Source organism: Veillonella rodentium (assembly GCF_900187285.1).
Classification (GTDB): Bacteria; Bacillota; Negativicutes; order Veillonellales; family Veillonellaceae; genus Veillonella; species Veillonella rodentium.
Window position 1 is genome coordinate 860,787 of sequence record NZ_LT906470.1, and the last position, 20,781, is coordinate 881,567.

Consider the following 20,781-nt stretch of genomic DNA (forward strand, 5'->3'; position numbering starts at 1 on the left):
ACATGAACTGGAAAAAAGGTATTGTAATGGCCCTCAGCGCCATTACCGTAATGGCTATGGTCGCAGGTTGCGGTTCCAATACGGCATCCGGAGATCAAAAGAAAATCGGTATTATTCAACTGGTAGAGCATCCATCTCTTGATGCAGCAAATAAGGGATTTATTGACGGCCTTGCCTCTAAAGGTTACAAGGATGGCGAAAATATCAAAATTGATCAACAAAATGCACAGGCCGATCAATCTAATTTAAATAGTATTGCACAACGTTTTGTATCTGATAAAAATGATTTGGTACTTGCCATTGCAACACCGGCTGCACAGACAATGGCTAATGCATCCCATGATATGCCGATTTTAGGAACGGCTATTACCGATTATGTGACGGCCAAGCTTGTTAAATCTAATGAACATCCCGGCGGTAATGTGTCGGGTACATCGGATATGACACCTGTAGAAAAAGAGGTGGATCTTATCGTAGCATTGGTACCGAATGTTAAACGAATCGGCGCTATCTACACATCTTCGGAAATCAATTCCCAGCTACAGGTGGAAAAAATGAAAGCTTATGCTGCGACAAAGGGGATAACTGTAGTAGAAGCGACAGTATCTAATGTCAACGATATTCAACAAGCGGCAACCAATCTCGTAAATCAGGATGTGCAGGCCATTTATACGCCGACGGATAATGTAATCGCATCGGCGATGGCCAATCTGGCGCAAATTACAGATGCCGCAAAGATTCCTGTATTCGCTGCGGATGAAGGTATGACTATGACCGGTGGTGTGGCAACCTATTCTGTAGATTACTATCAATTAGGTTATCAGACCGGTTTGATGGCTGCAAAAATCTTGTCCGGGGAAGCTAAAATCGGGGATATGCCGGTTGAAACACAAAAAGAAATTAAATTAACTGTCAACGAAGAGCGTGCCAATAAATTGGGTATTACTATTCCGGAGGCACTTCGAAAAGATATGAAAAAATAGAGGAGATATTGATGTTTGATTTATTGGTAGGCACCATAACACAAGGCCTTTTGTGGTCTTTATTAGCGATTGGTGTATTCATTACATTCCGCGTTCTTGATGTGGCGGACTTGACGGTGGAAGGAACGTTTCCTATGGGGGCGGCTATTTCAGCCATTTTGATTACCAATGGTATGAATCCGATTGTATCCATTTTAGTTTCCGGCATCGGTGGTATGGCGGCAGGGGCTGTAACAGGCTGGATTCATACAAAATTAAAAATACCTGCTCTCTTAGCCGGTATCTTAACGATGATCGCCTTATACTCCATTAATCTTCATATCATGGGCAAGGCTAATGTATCCTTACTTCGTATGGATACTGTGTATAGCATGCTCGGCGGTGTATTACATACACCGAATATGTGGTCTGCGGCCATTGTAGGCATTTTGGTGGCTATCGTTGTATGTCTGTTCTTATTCTGGTTTTTCGGTACTGAAATCGGTACGGCTCTTAGGGCGACCGGTGTAAATCCGCAAATGATTCGCGCTCAAGGTGTGAATACGGATAATATGATTGTCCTTGGCCTGTTGATATCCAACGGCTTTGTAGGTATATCCGGAGCTTTAATCGGTCAAGCGCAGGGATTCGCTGATGTAGGGATGGGTATCGGTACAATCGTAATCGGCTTGGCATCTGTTATCATCGGTGAGGTTGTATTCGGTACAAAATCTTTTGTACAGAGTCTTATTGCCGTAGTGCTCGGATCTATCGTATACCGTATCGTAATTGCTACCGTTCTTTATCTCGGTATGCCGCCGAACGATTTGAAATTATTCACCGCTATTCTCGTGGCCATTGCGCTTTCCTTGCCTACATTGAAAGCAAAATGGCTGGCTCGCTAAGGAGGTTTCTATGTTAGAAGTAAAAAATATGGTAAAAACCTTCTTTAAGGGCACCATTAATGAAAAAACCGCTCTTCAGGGTATCAATCTTAGACTTGAAGAAGGTGATTTCTGTACGGTTATCGGTGGAAACGGTGCCGGTAAAAGTACGTTGTTGAACTCTATTGCCGGAGTATTTCCCGTAGATGAGGGACAAATCACAATCAATGATATTGATGTGACGAAAATGGCTGAATATAAACGCGCTAAATATATCGGTCGCGTCTTTCAGGATCCGATGGTAGGGACTGCGGGCAATATGCAGATTGAAGAGAATTTGATTCTCGCCATGCGCCGCGGTAAAAGATTGGGCCTTAAGTGGGCTTTCAAAGACAGCGAACAGGCGTTTTTTAAGGAACGCCTCGCCCTACTTGGCCTCGGTTTAGAGGAACGTTTATCGGCTCGTATGGGGTTATTATCGGGTGGTCAGCGTCAATCGATTACCTTGTTGATGGCGACCATGCTTCGCCCGGAAATTTTGCTGCTCGATGAACATACGGCGGCACTTGACCCCAAGACAGCGGAAAATGTACTGCAGTTGACGGAAAAGCTCGTATCTGAACATAATTTGACGACCCTTATGATTACTCACAATATGCGTGACGCATTGCGTTTCGGTAATCGCCTCATCATGATGGATGCGGGTCGTATCATTTATGATGTAAAAGGGGAAGAAAAGAAAAAGCTCACCGTTCAGGATCTTCTTGAAAAATTCGAAGTGGCCGGTGAAAATGCATTGAGCGATCGCATGGTTTTAGGGACGAAATAGTTTTCCTTTACAACATCAGGCAGATACTGTATACTAAATGAAGTCATTAGACACATCGTAAGCGAAGTATTCGACTCTCCGACGGTTACTTAAGCTTAGCGAGATTATTATTTTATAGGAGGTAACAGAAATGTTAACTACAGAAGCTAAATTGGCAATTATTAAAGAATATGCTACACACGAAGGTGACACGGGTTCTCCGGAAGTACAAATTGCGATTTTAACAAACCGTATTCAGTACTTAACAGAACATTTGAAGGAACATAAAAAAGATCATCATTCCCGTCGTGGTTTGTTGAAACTTGTAGGTCAACGCCGTAATATGCTTGACTACCTTCGTCGTAAGGATATCGAACGTTATCGTTCCATTATTGAAAGACTTGGTCTTCGTAAATAATAAAATTTGCCGTCCTCCGGGACGGCTTTTTTATTTATATCTTTGCAGATAAGCGGTATCAACAACTAAAGTCTTTAAATACATGGCTTATTTTTATATGATGATATATAATAATAAAGTATATGAAAAAGATGATTTATAGGAGGAATAGGAATGGAACAATTCCAAATGGACCTAGCCGGTCGTACGCTTACGATTGAGACTGGGGAACTTGCAAAACAGGCCGGCGGTGCCGTAATGGTTGGTTATGGGGATACTCGTGTACTCGTGACCGCTACGGGTTCTAAAGAGGCGAAGGATATCGATTTCTTCCCGCTTACCGTAGACTATGAAGAAAAAATGTATGCTGTCGGTCGTTTGCCTGGAGGATTTATCAAACGTGAGGCACGTCCACCGGAATCCGCTATTTTGAATAGCCGTTTGATTGATCGTCCTATTCGTCCGTTATTTAATAAGGGTGTGCGCAATGAAGTGCATGTAGTGGCAACGGTTATGTCCGTAGATCACGACTGTGATCCTGCTATATGCGGTATGATCGGTGCCTCTGCAGCGCTTTCTATTTCTGATGTTCCTTGGAACGGTCCTATCGCAGGCGTTCGCATGGGTCGTGTTAATGGTGAATTCATTGTCAATCCAACTAAAGCCCAAGCTGATGAAAGCGATCTTAACATCGTTGTAGCAGGTACGAAGGATGCTATCCTCATGGTTGAAGGCGGTGCACAGGAGGTGCCGGAAGATACAATCCTTGAAGTTATCATGACCGCTCACGAAGAAATTAAAAAAATCGTAGTTTTCCAGGAGGAGATTAAAGCTAAAGTCGGTAAGGAAAAACGCGTCTTTGAAAGTAAAGAAGTGCCTCAGGATATCGCAGAAGCAGTACGTGCATACGGCCATGATAAATTAGATGCCGCTGTTCGTTGTGCTGATAAACAACAACGTGATATTCAAGAAGCGGAAGTTCGCGCCGAAGTATTGGCCCATTTTGAAAGTATCTATCCGGATAATCTTTCTGACGTTAATAAAGCATTTGATGCGATGACGAAGGAAATTGTTCGTCATATGATTACCGTTGAAAAAATCCGTCCGGATGGTCGTAAGCTCGATGAAGTTCGTCCGATTTCCTGCCGTACAGGCGTATTGCCGCGTACACATGGCTCCGGATTATTTACACGCGGTCAAACTCAGGTATTGAATGTTACAACCGTAGCACCTTTATCCGAAAAACAAACTATCGACGGTCTTGGTGTTGAAACTGAAAAACGTTATATTCATCACTATAACTTCCCGTCTTTCTCCGTAGGGGAAACACGTTCCTCCCGCGGTCCGGGACGTCGGGAAATCGGTCATGGTGCGTTGGCTGAACGAGCATTGGTTCCCGTAATTCCTAGTGAAGAGGATTTCCCGTATGCATTGCGTCTCGTATCTGAAGTATTGGAATCTAATGGTTCCAGTTCCATGGCGTCCGTATGCGGATCCACATTGTCCCTGATGGATGCCGGTGTGCCTATTAAGGCGCCTGTAGCGGGTATCGCTATGGGGCTTGTAACTCAAGGTGAACATTACACGATTTTAACAGATATTCAAGGTATGGAAGATGCTCTTGGCGATATGGACTTTAAGGTGGCCGGTACTGCTAAAGGGGTAACGGCAATCCAGATGGATATCAAGATTTCCGGCTTGTCCCGTGAAATTTTGCATGAAGCATTGGAACAGGCCCATAAAGGTCGTATGCATATTATGGGTATCATGCTTGATACTATCGCTGAACCGCGCAAACAAATGTCTCAATACGCACCGCGCATCATTATGATGAAAATTGATCCTGATAAGATTCGCGATGTTATCGGTACAGGCGGTAAAGTAATTCGCAGTATTATTGAAGAAACAAGCGCTAAGATCGATATTGAAGATGACGGTACCGTATTTATCGCATCCGTGGAACAAGAAGGGGCTGCGAAAGCGCAAGAAATCATTACGAACCTTACTAAAGAAGTGGAAGTAGGGGAAGTATATCTAGGAAAAGTAACACGTCTTATGGCATTCGGAGCTTTTGTAGAGGTATTGCCTGGTAAAGAAGGTCTTGTGCATATTTCGAAATTGGCGAAGGAACGTGTTGAAAATGTAGAGGATGTTGTAAACGTTGGGGATGAAATCATGGTGAAAGTTATCGAAATCGATAGACAAGGCCGTGTTAACTTATCCCGTAAGGATTGTTTAAAGTAAGAGGTGTCTCATGGATATTCGCGGATTTGAGGTAGTAACTGCCTTTGAAGAACAAGATATCAATTTACCGACCCGTAAAACGACGGAAAGTGCAGGCTATGATATAGAATGTGCTGAAGCCGTTACATTGGAACCGGGTGAAATAAAACTTGTGCCTACAGGCCTTAAGGCTTTTATGGCATATGATGAATACCTTGCTATTCATATCCGCTCCAGTATGGCCGTTAAGCGTCATTTGGCACTTGTGAACAGCACGGGCATTATCGACAGCGATTATTATAATAATGAGGACAATGAAGGTCATATTATGATTGCCCTCCTGAATTTCGGCCAAGAACCGATAACCCTTGAAAAAGGTGAACGCGTTGCTCAAGGTATATTCTCCAAATACCTTATTACCAATGATGACGATGCTACAGGTGTAAGAACAGGCGGTATCGGCAGTACGGGGACAATGTAAAGTCTATATGATTCATAATAGAATGGTGAAAGCCGCTCAACTTGGTTGGGCGGCTTTTATGTGTTATTATGACTTGTCTACAATTCTTTTTCATAATACTATATAATAATTCTTATAGAAGAAGAATTCGGGAGGCGTTATGAAACAGGAGTCAAAACAAAAAAGGAATATAAGTACATCAATTATGGGGAATGATGTCGAATCAACACAGAATACTGCGCACGTATTGGATGAAAATAAGGTTCTAAAAAAGAGTTATGAGGATGTAGTGTATATTTCTCAGCCCTTTGGAGCCACTTCTCTAAATACATTAGCAGCACGAGCTTTATTATATGGATTGGAGCCTGTACCTTAAAAAAAGGCTCGCGTTCTTGAACTGGGCTGCTCTTTTGGGGGAAATATTATTTCTCAGGCTTTATATTATCCTGAAGCTTCCTTTACGGGCATCGATCTATCATCTTCGCAGATTGAGATGGGGAATGAACTGATTGCGTCGATGAGGCTTACCAATATTCATTTGATTGAGAAGGATATTTTAGATATTGACGAATCCTTCGGTACTTTTGACTATATTATTGTACATGGGATTTGGTCGTGGGTTCCGGATGTGGTAAAAGATAAAATTTTATCGATCTGCAATAAGAATTTATCCGATAAAGGGATTGCTTATGTATCATATAATACCTATCCCGGATGGAAACGGTTAGAGCAATATCGAGAAATTATGCAGTATGCGGAGCAAAAAGCGCTAGAGATGCCTTTGATGGAACGGACTTTATATACAAAGAACATATTGAAGCTCATAGCCGATACGATGGGATTGGATAATCGGATGAGTCAGAAGGCGAGTTATAAAATTGATAATATCCAAAAGGTATTGAGTTCTAATGATTATTATGTGGCTCATGAATATTTGGAGCCATTTAATGATCCTGTATATGTACATGAATTTATAAAACGTGCCAATGATCAAGGTTGCGCATATATAGGAGATGTGTTTCTTTCACGGTCTTATATAAGCTGGTTACCCGAGGATATCAATGATAATATAGCTCAATTGGCTAATGACGATTATATCGCTAAGGAACAGTATTATGATTACATTTATGATACGCAGTTCAGAATGTCCCTATTGACGAAAGAAAAACATAGTAACGACATCATTCGTAATGAACGGGTCGGTATAGATGTATTATCAAAATTGTATTTTTGCAGTATCGTTAATGTAGGCATTCCTTCTAATATGACGGATAGCATCCATATTGCTATTAAAGAGGTTATGGACCGAGGGGATGTATTTACTGTTCAGGATATAGTGGATCATATACATAGAAAGTTGCCCGGTTATATTATAGAAATGGACAGAGTGTACTCTCGTCTACTGTATCTGATCATCGTAGATAATCTTGATATGTATGCTGAACCATATGAAAGAATCGCTTTTGAGGATAATAAGGTATATATACCGCAAAGATTTATAGATTTTATTGCTACCATAGTGGAAAAAGAAGGCAGCTCCTATATCGGTATAGGGGATATGTACAATAAAGTGCAACAAGATATAGATAACGGGTTTCTTTTTATCATAAAGCAAATGGCGGAGCCTACGACAAAAGAAAAGATTCTTGCTATTATGGATGACAATATTACGGTTCAGCGTCATACGCAGGACAATATTGACTTTATTGTTCCTAATGAAGTGTATTTAGAGGAAATTTTACAACGTATCCGAATACTCGGGTTTTTACATAGAATAGAAGATTAGAGGTACATATGGCAATTAGTAAGGAAATACAGAAATCCAGTGAAATGAAATTTAACGGTAAGTTGATTCAAGTTACCTATGATATAGCCGATGTGAACGGCAAGGAGGCATGGCGTGAGGTTGTGCATCATCCGGGGGCCACGGCGATTGTGGCGGTTACAGAGGATAATAAGATCGTCATGGAGCGTCAATTCAGATATGCTTTGCAGCAGCCGCTACTGGAGGTACCTGCAGGAAAACTTGATCCCAATGAAGAGCCGATCGTCTGCGCTAAGCGGGAATTGGCCGAGGAAACAGGGTATCGTGCTGCTCAGTGGATTCCGTTAGGAGCTATCGCTACGAGTCCGGGATTCTGCAATGAGGTATTACATTTATATCTTGCCAAGGATCTTACCTTGGGGGAAACCAATTGGGATCCCGATGAATATGTGGAGCTGGAGTACTACACGGTACCGGAACTGCTGGAGGTTATCAGAAATGAGAATATCAAGGATAGCAAGTCTTTGGCGGCACTCATGCTTGCTATGCCGTACCTTAAGTAGTATTAAACATATCTCGATTTACGTCAAATGTTTTACTAGTTCATGGTCATGATGCTTGATTGTAATTTACTATGAAATATTTACATTATATGAGGTAACGTATTTCATATGAATTTAGGAGTACATATGTATAATCGAATTATTCTATTAGTGATGGACAGTGTCGGTGTGGGACATGCGGCTGATGCAATTAAATTCGGCGATGAAGGTTCGAATACATTGGGTCATATTGAATCTGTAGCGGGACCTATACGCTGTCCAAATCTAAAAAGTTTAGGCTTAGCCCATATTGTTGATATTTCAGAGTCCGATGAGCCTGTTATCGGTGCTTACGGTCGCATGGCTGAAATGAGTACCGGTAAAGATACGACGAGCGGTCATTGGGAGATGATGGGGCACCCCGTCACAGTACCGTTTCCGACATTTTATGAAGGCTTTCCGAAGGAACTGATGGATACTTTCACAAAAGAAACGGGTTATGGATTTTTGGGCAACGAGGTCGCATCGGGAACGGAAATTATTGAACGCCTTGGTGAAGAGCACATAAAAACCGGCAAGCCTATCGTATATACATCGGCGGATTCGGTCTTTCAAATTGCCGCGCATGAGGATGTCATTCCATTAGAGGATTTGTATCGGATGTGTCAAATTACGCGCGATAAGGTGTGTATCGGTGATTATTATGTAGGACGTATCATTGCTCGACCTTTTGTCGGTACACCGGGACATTTTGTACGCACCTCGAATCGCCATGATTACAGTCGCATGCCTGAAAAGAAAATGGTGCAACAGGCGTTACAAGACTCTAATATTCCGACAGTGGCAGTCGGCAAGATTGGCGATATTTATGCTCACGTCGGCTGGGATGAGTCATATCCGACAAAGTCCAATGCTCACGGTATGAATGTGGTGCCGTATCTGTTGGGACGAAGTTTTACAAGGGGACTTATGATGGTCAATCTTGTCGAATTTGACAGCCTTTACGGTCATAGGCGCAATGTAGACGGGTATAAGCGTGCTATCGAAGATTTTGATTACCAATTGGGCGGCTTGTTAGATTTACTTAAGGATGATGATTTGCTCCTCATCACGGCGGATCACGGGAATGATCCTACCTGGAAGGGAACAGATCATACGAGGGAAATGGTACCTTTACTTGCTTATAGCCCAAGTATGAATCATTCACTAGTTTTAGGAGATCGACAAAGTTTTGCGGATGTCGGAGAAACGGTACTCCAAAACTTCGGATTAGATCAGTGGGGCATCGGAACGTCATTCTTTGATTCTTTGAAAGCGTAGCTTTGTATAGGAATTATTTCTTATGTATAATTGAATATATTTTCATAATATTGTCCTTATAAAATTGTATGGATAATTACATATTAAACATACCGCAGCATATATGACTCTATTTGAGTTAACCATGCTGCGGTATTTTTATAGACAATATTTTTGTATATAAAAAGGATATTCCTGTATAGATGTGGAAATATATAAGTATGTATGAATACACCCATGATTGTAAGTACGAGAGGAGGAATCATTATGAGAGAACAAGTACAAGGTAGTGTATGGGACAAAGTATTCAAGATTTCAGAACGGGGCTCATCCGTATCAAGGGAGTTATTTGCGGGGGCTACGACGTTTCTTTGTGTTTCTTATGTATTAGCCGTAAATCCGGTTATTCTTGGCGCTGCCGGTATGGATGTAGGTGCCGTATTTACGGCGACGGCTGTGAGTGCCATCATCATGACTTTATTGTTGGCGCTGTATAGCAATATGCCGTTTGCAGGATTATCCGGTATGGGTATCAATGCGTTTTTTGCTTATACTATTGTAGTCCAGATGGGACATAGCTTTGCTTTTGCTCTGACGGCTCAATTAATTGCAGGTTTAGCTTTTTTACTGATTGCGGTTACACCGTTAAAGGAATACCTGTTCAATGCCATACCTCATACGATTAAACTGGCGGTAACGGCGGGCATCGGATTATTTATCGCCCTCATCGGTCTCAGCAGTGCAGGTCTTATTGTAAGCAATCCTGCCACCATTGTGAACATTGGCGATTTACAAACTCCATCCAGCCTAGTATCTATATTGGGAATTGTATTGATTGCCGTTTTTACGGGTCGTAATGTAAAAGGTGGAATCTTTCTGGCTGTTATCATTGCTGCGGTTGTAGGATTTTTCTGCGGTATTACCAAATTGCCGGATACGGTGGTTTCCGTGCCGCCGTCGTTGGCACCGATTTGGTTTCATTATGATTTGAGCGAACTTTTGTCTGTGGATATGGTGTTTGTGGCTTTTACATTCTTATTCGTCAACTTATTTAATGTGGTCGGTGTATTGATTGGCCTTACAAATCAAGCTGAGGTACCTCAGGAGAAACAGATGAGTGTTCAGAGTTCCTGTATGAAAGTATCCGCTTTAGGCACTATCATCGGTAGTGCACTAGGTACATCGCCTCATATCGTGGCTGTTGAATCGGCTGCGGGTATCGCAGAGGGTGGACGTACGGGGCTGACCGCGTTAACCATTGCGGGACTTTTTATAGCATCCTTATTCCTGGCACCGTTACTTATGGTTATTCCTGTGGCGGCTACAGCGCCGGTACTTATCGTGGTAGGTTTATTTATGATGGCATCCGTTAAGGACATCGATTTCGGTGATATTTCGGAAGGACTACCGGCATTTTTGACAATTATCATGATGCCATTTGCTTACTCCATAGGTGTGGGTATCGAATGGGGGCTCATCAGTTATGTTTTGATTAAAGTGTTGACCGGTAAGTATCGAGACATTTCCGGTGTCATGTATTTCTTGGCGCTCATTTTCGTTTTGAAAGAAGTCTTTATGTAGGGAGGACCCTTATATGATACAATTCAATGCAAAAATTTCTCGACAGGCACAGGGGTTGGATAAGGCTCCTGTCGTATTGAAGGGGGCATCTGTTTTAAATGTATTCACCGATGAATGGGTAAAAGCGGATATTGCGATTCATGATGACACGATTATAGGTGTAGGAACATATACCGGTGAAACAGAATATGATTACAGCGATAAATATATTGTGCCCGGATTTATAGACAGCCATCTCCATCTGGAATCCACCTTGGTGAATCCGAAAGAACTCGTATTTGAGGCCTCTCAAGTGGGAACGTTAGGATTTATTGTAGACCCTCATGAAGCCGGTAATGTAGCGGGTATTTCCGGTATTGAGTATATGATTAATGAAACAGCTACAGCTCAGGGTGATGTATATGTTATGGCACCATCCTGTGTACCTGCTGTGCCCGGAGAGGATAACGGCGCCATGCTGGATGGCGATGAATTACATAGATTGCAGAGCAATTCTCGCATCTTAGGTTTAGGGGAAGTCATGGATTGTTATAGTGTTATTAATGCTGATCCATATATGCTTAAGAAGCTGAATTTTTTTAAGAATACCGTTATGGATGGTCATATAATAGGACTTTCACCACAGCAGCTTGCAAGTTATCGATTGGCGGGGATTACGACAAATCACGAATGTATCTCTTACGACGAGGCTAAAGAACAAGTTAAAAACGGTATTTATGTATGGATTCGTGAGGGTAGTGCCGCTCATAATCTAGACTCTATTGTAAAGGGAATTGTAGGGGAGCAGGCGAATACGGAACGATATGGATTCTGTACGGATGATAAGCATATTGAAGATATTCGTTCCGAAGGGCATATCAGCTATAATATTCGTCGCTCTATTGAGTTAGGACTCAAACCTATTGAGGCATATAAAATGGCCTCCACCTATCCGGCATCATGTTACGGATTAAAAGATCTAGGTGCTATTGCGCCCGGTTACAGTGCCAATCTTGTAATCCTCAATGATGAGCAACACGTGGATATTCACGAGGTGTTTTATAAAGGAAAACCGATTGAACGCGTTCTCGTAAGAGAAGAAAAGGTTGTGCCGAAGGAATTACTGCATACCATTAATATCGGTGCTTTTACAAAGGATAAATTAGATATTTCCGTTGAAGGACCTCAATCGATTATTAATATTGTGCCGGGACAGATTGTAACGAAGAAAACGGTGGAAGACGTACCATCAGAAAATGGATTATTCGTGCCTAATGATGTATTTAACAAGATTACCTGTATAGAACGGTATAAGGCGACCGGACGAAATGGTATAGGCATCTTGAAGGGGTTTAACCTGAAGAACGGTGCCATTGCCACATCTTTTGCACATGATTCACATAATCTGATCGTTGTCGGCGATAATGACGCGGATATGATGGTTGCTATCGATAGAATTCGTGAAATCGGCGGCGGATATGTCATTGCCGGCGGAGAAAAGGTGATCGAAGAGTTGCCTTTGGAAGTTATGGGTCTCATCACAAATCGTCCGCATGAAGAGGTGGATACAAAGGTGGCTAAAATGAAGGAAATCGCCTATTCCATGGGCGTGCCTGAAACATTGGATCCGTTTATTAATCTCAGCTTCTTAGCGTTGACAGTGATACCTGAAATTCGAATCACTACAACGGGAGTAATGGAGTTTTAAGATTTTTACTGCCGATTTAAAGGTAAATAAAAGTATACGAAAATATCAAATAAAAATGTAGATTAATGCTTAGAAAATAATCTTATTTAAAGACAGAGCCTCACAGATTTCTGTGAGGCTGTCTTTGTCTTAATAGCTTTTATTTGTATAAACTGTTTTGGCATTAATCCTCAATGCCAAGCATTGTTTTTACATCGAGTAAATTTGCCGTTTTAACGGTGGCGAAATCCAACTTAGCTAAGGAATAAGCAAATTTGAGATCTTCTTCTGATTTACAGTTGTCGTAAGGTATTACGCCAGTTTCCTGATAAGGTTCAAGAATACGGTTTCTCCGATATTTCCAATCAGAGTAATATGAGCCTTTGAATTTAGCCATGAAACCGTTCTTATCAACTAAGACTATACCTTCAGTCGGTTTATAGGAGTTCATCTGTTCATTGAGAACTTCTGTTAACTCATGAATGGAATTGGCTGTTTTTATCGTGTTTACAATAGATATAAAATTGCATGTGTTTACTTTCAATAGTTCATTTATACTTTGCAAATGATGTTTAGAAAAGGCTACGTCCACATGTTTACCGTTTATATCCAATGAATTAGGTATGAGGTCTAATATAAACAGGTGGTCTTTTTCATATCGGATGATGTGTGTATCTTGTGAGCTGATAACTTCGAAAATGATGGAACAATCTTCACGTATCAGTAGTTCTTTTATTCCCAACTGTATTTCTTTAGGCAATTGTAAAAATAAATCCTTAAAGATTGTTACGTGACTGCCCTTAGTTGTACTTTTGGAAGCAAATACAAATTCATTGTTAATTACACCGAGAATAGCAAGAAATCCGTTTTCTTTAGCGCGAACTTCTACCGGAAAGGAGAGTGTGTCAGCTAAACTGGGCCATTGTGTTTCCGGTCGTTCGCCAATATTAAAGAATTTGTTATAGCTGCGTAGCTTCACGTCTCCCGTAATGCGATCTACAAATAAACCGCGGGCTTGAACAGTACAATCATTCCATTGACGTTTATGAAATGCACGAGGTGTAAAGTTAAGGGAGTACAGGTTCGGCTCGCAAGATTTTACTTTCACTAGTTTAGAATTTCCGATTATATTGATATCTTCATTTTGTGTAAAAATGGTATGCTGCGACATTCTTTCAAAATCATGACGCATATAATTTTTATCATATATATCATTTTGTATGCCTTTTTTAGTAAACGTAGTTTCTACGATATCAATATATTTTAGTTCGCCTCCAAATTCCACTTCACCTTCAAGGCAATAGGAGTAGGTGCCATCCGGTACATCTCGATGTCCATGAATTTGAATGAAATCCTGACAAAGTCCGTTTTTATAGTTTTTATCATATATTTTAGCAATATCTGTTTCATAACTGCCATATCCTTTGATAAATGTATCTGTACTGATATACGTCATATTAGGTACATAGGATATACCGCCATGAGAGACTAAATATTTTTTGCCATGAAATATGAATGGATAGCATTGACGAAGACGTTTATAAAATAGACGTAGATCACGTTGCAGCGAATTGATTTCTTTTTTAGACATATCTTTAATGATAGGGGCGATGACTTCCTTTAAGAAACCTTTTGATGTATTCAATTCTGTGTTAAAGGCGAAATTTTTGATATGCTTTTCATGATTGCCTTCCAGCATAATCGTATTCGGCAGTTCACTGAGTCGCATCATTTCGTAAAGCATTCCCTTGTTTTCAATGCCGCGTTCCAAATAGTCACCGCAGAAAATATATAATGTTTTTTCATCCCAAGGTGTGATTGCCTTTTGTAACACCGTATAGCAGGCATGAATGTCGCCAATAATACGAATGCGATCATATTTTTCCGTTACATTAACAGTGAAGTAGTTGTTGATTTCATCGATTGATGTTATTTTTTTGCAGAAGTTGGGAAGGGAATGGTTATTTGTCATTTTATACATACGCCTGATGACTTGTTCAGGGACTCGCTTGTATTCTAAACGTGATGCATTACGTGCTAAACACTCCTCTAGAGTAGCCTCTTGTTCATAGTAATAGACGCTGTATTTATATCGATTGATTAATTCTTTATATCCATTGACGCTCTTAGGCGTGGTATGAGTGGCATCAAGAACGATGAAATCACCGTGACTCATTCTTTGTTCTAAACAATCAAGTAACAGCTTCCATGCCGACTCATTGTCCTTTTGGGAAATATACCAGCTATCGTCGCTGATAACAGGGCTACGTAAAAGCATACGGAAATGATCGGCTTCAAGGGTGTAAGCCTCAAGATTGTTGTCACGAATCCACTGAGACTTACCACTAGCAGGAGCACCGCGCATAAGTAGTAGTGTTCTCATAGTAATAATCCTCTCTTTGCCCAAAGGGCGAACATGAAATAATAAAGTATGTAAAACGAAGTAATTTAAATGATAGATTGGAATAGAATAAAAAAACAGCCTCACGGAAATCCGAGAGGCTGTTTAGATAGCTTTTATATTATAAAGCATTTACTTTAGCTGCAAGATTGGATTTTTTGCGAGCTGCAGTGTTTTTATGAAGTACACCTTTGGAGGCTGCTTTATCAATTACGCTAGTAGCATGAACAAGTGCTTGTTTAGCTTCTTCTACTGCGCCTGCTTGAACAGCTTCAACGGTTTTACGAGCTGCTGTACGGATTTTAGATTTTACAGCGGCATTTTTCGCACGACGTTCAGCATCCGTTTTTACGCTTCTAATACTGGATTTAATATTTGGCAATTGAGTCACCTCCTTAAATTCGTTTCTTATACCTGAATGATTATATCACACAGCATATTGATACGCAAGAACTTTTACAGAGGAAGACTGATTATACTCCTTAATCTATAACATGGATTTTATGAGAGCCCTGATGCTCTATATGATATAATAAATGATAGAATTAAGTGAGGTGTATTATGAAACAATTAATGATTATAGATGGCAGCAGTTTATTATTTCGTGCGTTTTTTGCATTGCCGCCGTTGAGTTCTGCATTGGGAACGCCTACCAATGCGGTTTACGGTTTTTTGACGATGCTTATCAAATTGTACGAAGAAATTAAACCGGATTATGTGGCGGTAGCTTTTGATAAGGGGCGTCAAACATTTCGAACTGAATTATACAGCGATTATAAAGGTAACCGGCCGGATGCACCGGAGGATTTGCGGCCTCAGTTCAGCCTTATTCAGGATGTACTGAAAGCACTTGGCATCTGTGTCATTGAAGAAGAAGGCTTTGAAGGTGATGATATTCTCGGATCCTTGAGTAAAAAATTCGGATCCGATGATTTGGCGGTCAAAATTATCACCGGTGACCGCGATAATTTACAACTCATTACAAAGTATAGTCATGTGCTATTAACGAAGAAGGGCATTTCTGAAATGTTGGAAGTAACTCCGGATAATATGGAGGAACTCTACGGATATGGTCCTGATAAGGTCATCGATATGAAAGCTCTCATGGGGGATTCATCCGATAATATTCCAGGGGTTCCCGGTGTCGGAGAAAAGACGGCACTTAAGCTGATTACTGAATACGGTACTCTTGAATCAGTATACGATCATATTGAGGATATTTCCGGTAAAAAATTGAAGGAACGCCTTGTAGAAAATAAAGATTTGGCATTTTTGTCCCGCCATCTGGCAACGATTAAAACGGATATGGATTTATCCTATACGGTGGATGATTTTGTGCAGAACTTTCATCCATCTGAGGTACAACCTTTGTTTGAGACTCTGGGCTTTACCAAGTTGACGCCGCGCATCGTACAGGTTATGGGCGGTGAGTCCGAAGCCTTTGGAGAGCTTGGTTCCCTTTTTGCGCCTCAAGAGGAGATTTCTTTGGAAAATCTAGGCGATGCAAAGGATTTAACTGCAGATTACTATGACGAAAAAACCGTAGCGGTTCATGTTATATTGAATGGAAAATCCCCGTTCAGAGTGCCTGACTCAATTTATCTATCAAATGGGGATAGGGTTGTAAAAACCGATGACGTTAATGCCGTGCTGCCTGTATTGAAGGGGGCTAAGACTCTTGTAACTACTCAGGCGAAAGAATTGCTAGAGGCGTTTAACGAGGCTGAACCTGCTCTGATACCTCTGTTTAATGATGACGGTACGGCACGGATTCATGATATATCACTATTGGCATATTTGCTTGATCCGACGCGGACAAATTACGGGTATTTGTATTTGACAGAGCGTTTTTCCGTACCGGCTATTGCCAGTGGCAGTGTCGATGTGGAGTGCGTTTCCATGGTGAAAGCATTACTTGCCATGAATTCCGGGGCCTGTGATGCCGCTCATAGAGAAAATATATGGTCTTTATATGAAAGTATAGAATTACCTCTTACCCATACGTTAGTAGTAATGGAAAAGAACGGTATTTATATCGATCCTGAAAAGCTTTCAGAAACGACGGTACGGTTCAAGGCTGAACTGGAAGCCGTACAGCAGGAGATATATGACCTCGCAGGCGAAACCTTTAATATTAATTCACCGAAACAGTTGGGGGTCATCTTATTCGAAAAATTAGGATTGCCTGTTATTAAGAAAACGAAGACCGGTTATTCTACAGATGCGGAAGTGCTTGATATGCTACGTAATGACAGTCCGATTGTAGAAAAGATTCTCGCGTATCGATCTGTGGCAAAATTGGTGTCTACCTATTTAGAAGGCCTTGCGGTATTAATTAATGAAAAAACGCATCGTATTCATACCAGTTTTAATCAGATGGTGACGGCTACAGGGCGATTGAGTTCATCGGATCCGAATTTACAGAATATTCCGGTTCGTACGGAAAAAGGACGTGAGATTCGAGCGCTGTTCTATCCGGGGGCGGATTATAACACATTGGTGAGCGCCGATTATTCCCAAATCGAATTGCGTATTTTAGCTCATCTGTCCGGTGATAAGGCGTTAATTCAGGCTTTCAAGGACGGTAAGGATATTCATCGTTTTACGGCGGCGGAGGTGCTCGGAAAGGCACAGGAAGATGTGACAGGCGAAGAACGTTCTCATGCAAAAGCGGTTAACTTCGGTATCATCTACGGCATTTCCGATTTCGGTTTGTCCAGAGATCTCGGCATAACCCGCGCGGAAGCCAAAAACTATATCGACTTGTATTTCAGCCGGTATCCGAAGGTTAAGGAATACATGGACCGTATGGTGCAAGAGGCTCATGAAACAGGTAAAGTTCGTACTATGTTCGGACGTCAACGGGAATTGCCGGATATTAACAGCCGAAACTTTAATCGTCGTTCCTTTGCGGAGCGCACGGCTATGAATACACCGATTCAAGGAACGGCGGCGGATATCATTAAAATCGCTATGAATCAGGTGGAACAAAAGCTGGAAGAAGGAAAATTCGTATCGCGGCTATTGTTGCAGGTTCATGACGAACTCGTGCTGGAAGCGGTAAATTCCGAACTTGATGCGGTAAAAGAATTATTGCGCAGCATTATGGAGAACGTTGTGGAACTAGAGGTACCCCTCATTGTGGATGTGCATAGTGCGGAAAATTGGGCCTTGGTGAAGTAAAAGGGAAATCATATGAAAAAAATCGGCTTAACCGGAGGTATTGCGTCCGGTAAAAGCACAGTTTTATCATTTTTTAAGAAGCGTGGTATTCCTTATGTAGATGCGGATGTGGTAGCTCGGGAAGTGGTGGAACCGGGAACGAAAGGGCTAGAAGCCATAGTTGAGCATTTCGGTAGCACGGTACTGCATAAGGATGGCACTTTGAATCGTGAAATTCTGGGAAATATCGTTTTTTATGATAATTCGAAACGTGATGTATTGAATCATTGCTTAAAACAATATATTCGAACGCGTATCATGGAGCTTACCGAAGAGTACGAAGCGAAGCGGGTGCCTGTACTCATTTATGATATTCCTCTTCTAATCGAGGGGGAATGGTATACTATGATGGATGAGGTATGGCTCGTTTATGTAAACGAAACAACGCAGGTGCAGCGTTTGATGGAACGTAATGGATATTCTCGGAGTGATGCGATGGCTCGTATTCACAGTCAAATGAAACTTGACGACAAGAGGTCTTATGCGACTATAATTATAGATAATAACGGAGCACCTCATGAGTTAGAGAAACAACTGCAATCTATATGGTCTACTCGGATAGAACCTGTTTTAAAGCCATTTGAGTGATTGATTTGAACGATAGAAGGGGGATTTATGAAACGCACAACAGCAACGGCGTTATCATGCGTCATTTTGGGCTGGTTTTATTTTGCCCATCTTGACGATTTTGTAGCGCGCCAGTTTGTATATCCCTTTGACTATCGGGCGGAGGTTATGGCCGCCGCTGAAAAAGAAGATGTATCTCCCGCGTTAGTGGCCAGTGTGATTCTCGCTGAAAGCAAGTATAGAAATACGGCGGAATCCGAAACAGGTGCTCTCGGATTGATGCAGCTCATGCCGGAGACGGCACGCTGGATAGCGGAGCAGGTGGGACATGGTAACTATACCGACAGGCAATTAAAGGAACCGGCAACGAATATCGAATTAGGAACCTGGTATTTAGCACACCTGTTAAAAGATTTTAACGGCGATGAAGTGATGGCTTTAGCCGCATATAATGCGGGGCGCGGGCATGTTGAAGCATGGTTACAGGAAAATAAATGGAACGGGATGGTTGATACCATACCATTTCCTGAAACGCGAAGCTATGTAAAGGCCGTATTACAATATCAAGAAAGGTATGAAGCTTTATATGGACCAGATTATTGAATCCTGTAAGGACTTGGATTACTCCTGGTTACCTCAGACTGTGGGGGATTTTTCCTTGTCCGTTACGGGGCCCGATGCTTGTACTGCTATACAGAAACGCATTGTTGCAGGTGAAAAGGTAATGACTGTGCCCCTTTTCCATTATGAAAATACACTAGGATGGCGTTGGTGCGCCCTCTATGATAAAGAGGTGGAGGACTATACGGTATATGTGGACTTACCGCTTTTCTCTTTTGTAGATATATCCTTTGTTCGTGCAGACCTTGATTCGTTCTGGTCAGGCTTACAGGAACGCTGTGTAAAAGGGCTAACGAATATGCTCGTAAATCCGTCAGAAAATTTTACGTTCACTTATAAACGTCGAGGTATTCCTACATGGGATTTTTCAGAGGTTATGCCTGATGAACTGGAAGGTTTTGTGCGCGATGTAGATCCTGCACATGCTATTTGCATGATTAACGGATCCTTTATCATCGGTGAATATCGCAAGATGGATGAATGTACGGGGCTGCTACTGTATTATAATGAACTGCGTGATGAGTTTTTTGCGGAACTGCGATATAAAAACTATCCGGAAATTGACCACCATTTAGATGCAAAGAATTTAGATGATTTGAGTTCGCTATTGCGGAAATATCTTCAGATTGTATTGCATGAGCTCAATGAGCGCAGTTTACAAGAACCCGTGTAAGCATATCGGGTCGATTTCAAATTTGATACATTTGAGAAGGAATCTGGAAAATTTCTCTTTCAATACCCGAAATCAGGGGACAATTTGTATATATATAGTAAATATGATATACTATATATGACTTTTATATAAATCTGTTAAAAGAGTGGGCATATGTCCACTCTTTCATTTATGATTAGCACTTTGAGAAGTACCTTAATTAAAAATATATAGATTGTAGTAAATTGTTAGGAGGCGATGGCTATGAAAAGAGAGGCGGTAGAGGAATTTGTTTCCTCTGTAGTTGAAGGCATTATAGCCGGCACCGATATGGAATTAGTCGATGTGGACTATGTTCGCGAAAGGGACTGGTATCTGCGCGTTTACATTGATAAACCCGGTGGTGTGGATTTGGACGATTGCCAAGGGGTAAGCGAAAAGTTAAGTGCGGTCCTCGATGAAAAGGATCCGATTAAGGAAAACTATTTATTGGAGGTATCCTCTCCAGGTCTTGATCGGGTGTTAAAAAAGGACAAGGATTTAGTTCGTTATAACGGCCGTGATGTGGATATTCAGCTATTTAAACCTATTAACGGCAGTAAACAATATATGGGCACGTTACAAGGTTTTACGGATACAACTATCGATTTTACAATCAATGGTGAAAGCATTTCATTCGAACGGTCTGCTATTGCACAAATTCGATTACATCTTGATTTTTAATACATGGA

The 20,781-nt window shown here is 41.4% G+C and carries 17 protein-coding genes and 1 pseudogene; 16 read left to right on the forward strand and 2 right to left on the reverse strand.

Annotated features, from left to right (window positions below):
- Nucleotides 1–2 precede the first annotated feature (2 nt).
- The 11 genes and pseudogenes from CKV62_RS03835 to ade all read left to right on the forward strand — a co-directional run bounded on the left by CKV62_RS03835 (nucleotide 3) and on the right by ade (nucleotide 12,608).
- Nucleotides 3–983, forward strand: a complete 981-nt coding sequence (locus CKV62_RS03835) for an ABC transporter substrate-binding protein (RefSeq protein ID WP_095065768.1) — start codon at nucleotides 3–5, stop codon at nucleotides 981–983.
- A gap of 11 nt (nucleotides 984–994) precedes the next feature.
- On the forward strand, nucleotides 995–1,867 hold the full coding sequence (locus CKV62_RS03840; RefSeq protein WP_095065769.1) for an ABC transporter permease: 873 nt from the start codon (nucleotides 995–997) through the stop codon (nucleotides 1,865–1,867).
- A 10-nt stretch (nucleotides 1,868–1,877) separates the two neighbouring features.
- Nucleotides 1,878–2,675, forward strand: coding sequence for an ABC transporter ATP-binding protein (locus tag CKV62_RS03845; protein ID WP_095065770.1), 798 nt, complete (start codon nucleotides 1,878–1,880; stop codon nucleotides 2,673–2,675).
- A 130-nt stretch (nucleotides 2,676–2,805) separates the two neighbouring features.
- On the forward strand, nucleotides 2,806–3,072 hold the full coding sequence (rpsO, locus tag CKV62_RS03850; RefSeq protein WP_095065771.1) for a 30S ribosomal protein S15: 267 nt from the start codon (nucleotides 2,806–2,808) through the stop codon (nucleotides 3,070–3,072).
- Nucleotides 3,073–3,225: 153 nt separating this feature from the next.
- Nucleotides 3,226–5,295 carry a polyribonucleotide nucleotidyltransferase gene (locus CKV62_RS03855; RefSeq protein WP_095065772.1) on the forward strand — a complete coding sequence of 690 codons (2,070 nt, stop codon included), beginning with the start codon at nucleotides 3,226–3,228 and terminating at the stop codon, nucleotides 5,293–5,295.
- A gap of 10 nt (nucleotides 5,296–5,305) precedes the next feature.
- Entirely contained in the window at nucleotides 5,306–5,755 is a 450-nt protein-coding gene (gene dut / locus CKV62_RS03860) for a dUTP diphosphatase (protein WP_038114706.1), read from the forward strand.
- Between the two features lie 139 nt (nucleotides 5,756–5,894).
- Nucleotides 5,895–7,520: pseudogene (locus CKV62_RS03865) on the forward strand (methyltransferase regulatory domain-containing protein).
- A gap of 8 nt (nucleotides 7,521–7,528) precedes the next feature.
- Nucleotides 7,529–8,062, forward strand: coding sequence for an NUDIX hydrolase (locus CKV62_RS03870; RefSeq protein WP_095065773.1), 534 nt, complete (start codon nucleotides 7,529–7,531; stop codon nucleotides 8,060–8,062).
- A gap of 126 nt (nucleotides 8,063–8,188) precedes the next feature.
- Nucleotides 8,189–9,361: a phosphopentomutase gene (locus tag CKV62_RS03875; protein ID WP_095065774.1), complete on the forward strand. Its 1,173-nt coding sequence runs from the start codon at nucleotides 8,189–8,191 to the stop codon at nucleotides 9,359–9,361.
- Nucleotides 9,362–9,607: 246 nt separating this feature from the next.
- Nucleotides 9,608–10,921 (forward strand): NCS2 family permease, encoded by a 1,314-nt coding sequence (locus CKV62_RS03880; RefSeq protein ID WP_231968375.1) that lies wholly within the window; start codon nucleotides 9,608–9,610, stop codon nucleotides 10,919–10,921.
- Nucleotides 10,922–10,934: 13 nt separating this feature from the next.
- On the forward strand, nucleotides 10,935–12,608 hold the full coding sequence (ade, locus tag CKV62_RS03885; protein WP_095065775.1) for an adenine deaminase: 1,674 nt from the start codon (nucleotides 10,935–10,937) through the stop codon (nucleotides 12,606–12,608).
- 163 nt (nucleotides 12,609–12,771) lie between these two features.
- Here ade and CKV62_RS03890 read toward each other — a convergent pair whose 3' ends face one another.
- A complete protein-coding gene (locus CKV62_RS03890) occupies nucleotides 12,772–14,970 on the reverse strand; it encodes an RNA ligase (protein ID WP_095065776.1) in 2,199 nt (732 codons plus the stop codon).
- Between the two features lie 139 nt (nucleotides 14,971–15,109).
- On the reverse strand, nucleotides 15,110–15,370 hold the full coding sequence (rpsT, locus tag CKV62_RS03895; protein ID WP_095065777.1) for a 30S ribosomal protein S20: 261 nt from the start codon (nucleotides 15,368–15,370) through the stop codon (nucleotides 15,110–15,112).
- 179 nt (nucleotides 15,371–15,549) lie between these two features.
- Here rpsT and polA point away from each other — a divergent pair, with 179 nt between their 5' ends.
- The 5 genes from polA (at nucleotide 15,550) to CKV62_RS03920 (ending at nucleotide 20,773) form a co-directional block, all read left to right on the forward strand.
- Nucleotides 15,550–18,171: a DNA polymerase I gene (polA, locus tag CKV62_RS03900; protein WP_095065778.1), complete on the forward strand. Its 2,622-nt coding sequence runs from the start codon at nucleotides 15,550–15,552 to the stop codon at nucleotides 18,169–18,171.
- 12 nt (nucleotides 18,172–18,183) lie between these two features.
- Complete coding sequence (gene coaE / locus CKV62_RS03905; RefSeq protein ID WP_095065779.1) at nucleotides 18,184–18,798, forward strand: dephospho-CoA kinase; 615 nt, start codon at nucleotides 18,184–18,186, stop codon at nucleotides 18,796–18,798.
- A 27-nt stretch (nucleotides 18,799–18,825) separates the two neighbouring features.
- Entirely contained in the window at nucleotides 18,826–19,380 is a 555-nt protein-coding gene (locus tag CKV62_RS03910) for a lytic transglycosylase domain-containing protein (protein WP_095065780.1), read from the forward strand.
- Entirely contained in the window at nucleotides 19,364–20,071 is a 708-nt protein-coding gene (locus tag CKV62_RS03915; RefSeq protein ID WP_095065781.1) for a hypothetical protein, read from the forward strand. Before CKV62_RS03910 ends, CKV62_RS03915 begins: the two co-directional genes overlap by 17 nt.
- A 243-nt stretch (nucleotides 20,072–20,314) precedes the next feature.
- Nucleotides 20,315–20,773, forward strand: coding sequence for a ribosome maturation factor RimP (locus tag CKV62_RS03920; RefSeq protein WP_095065782.1), 459 nt, complete (start codon nucleotides 20,315–20,317; stop codon nucleotides 20,771–20,773).
- The last annotated feature ends 8 nt before the right edge of the window (nucleotides 20,774–20,781 follow it).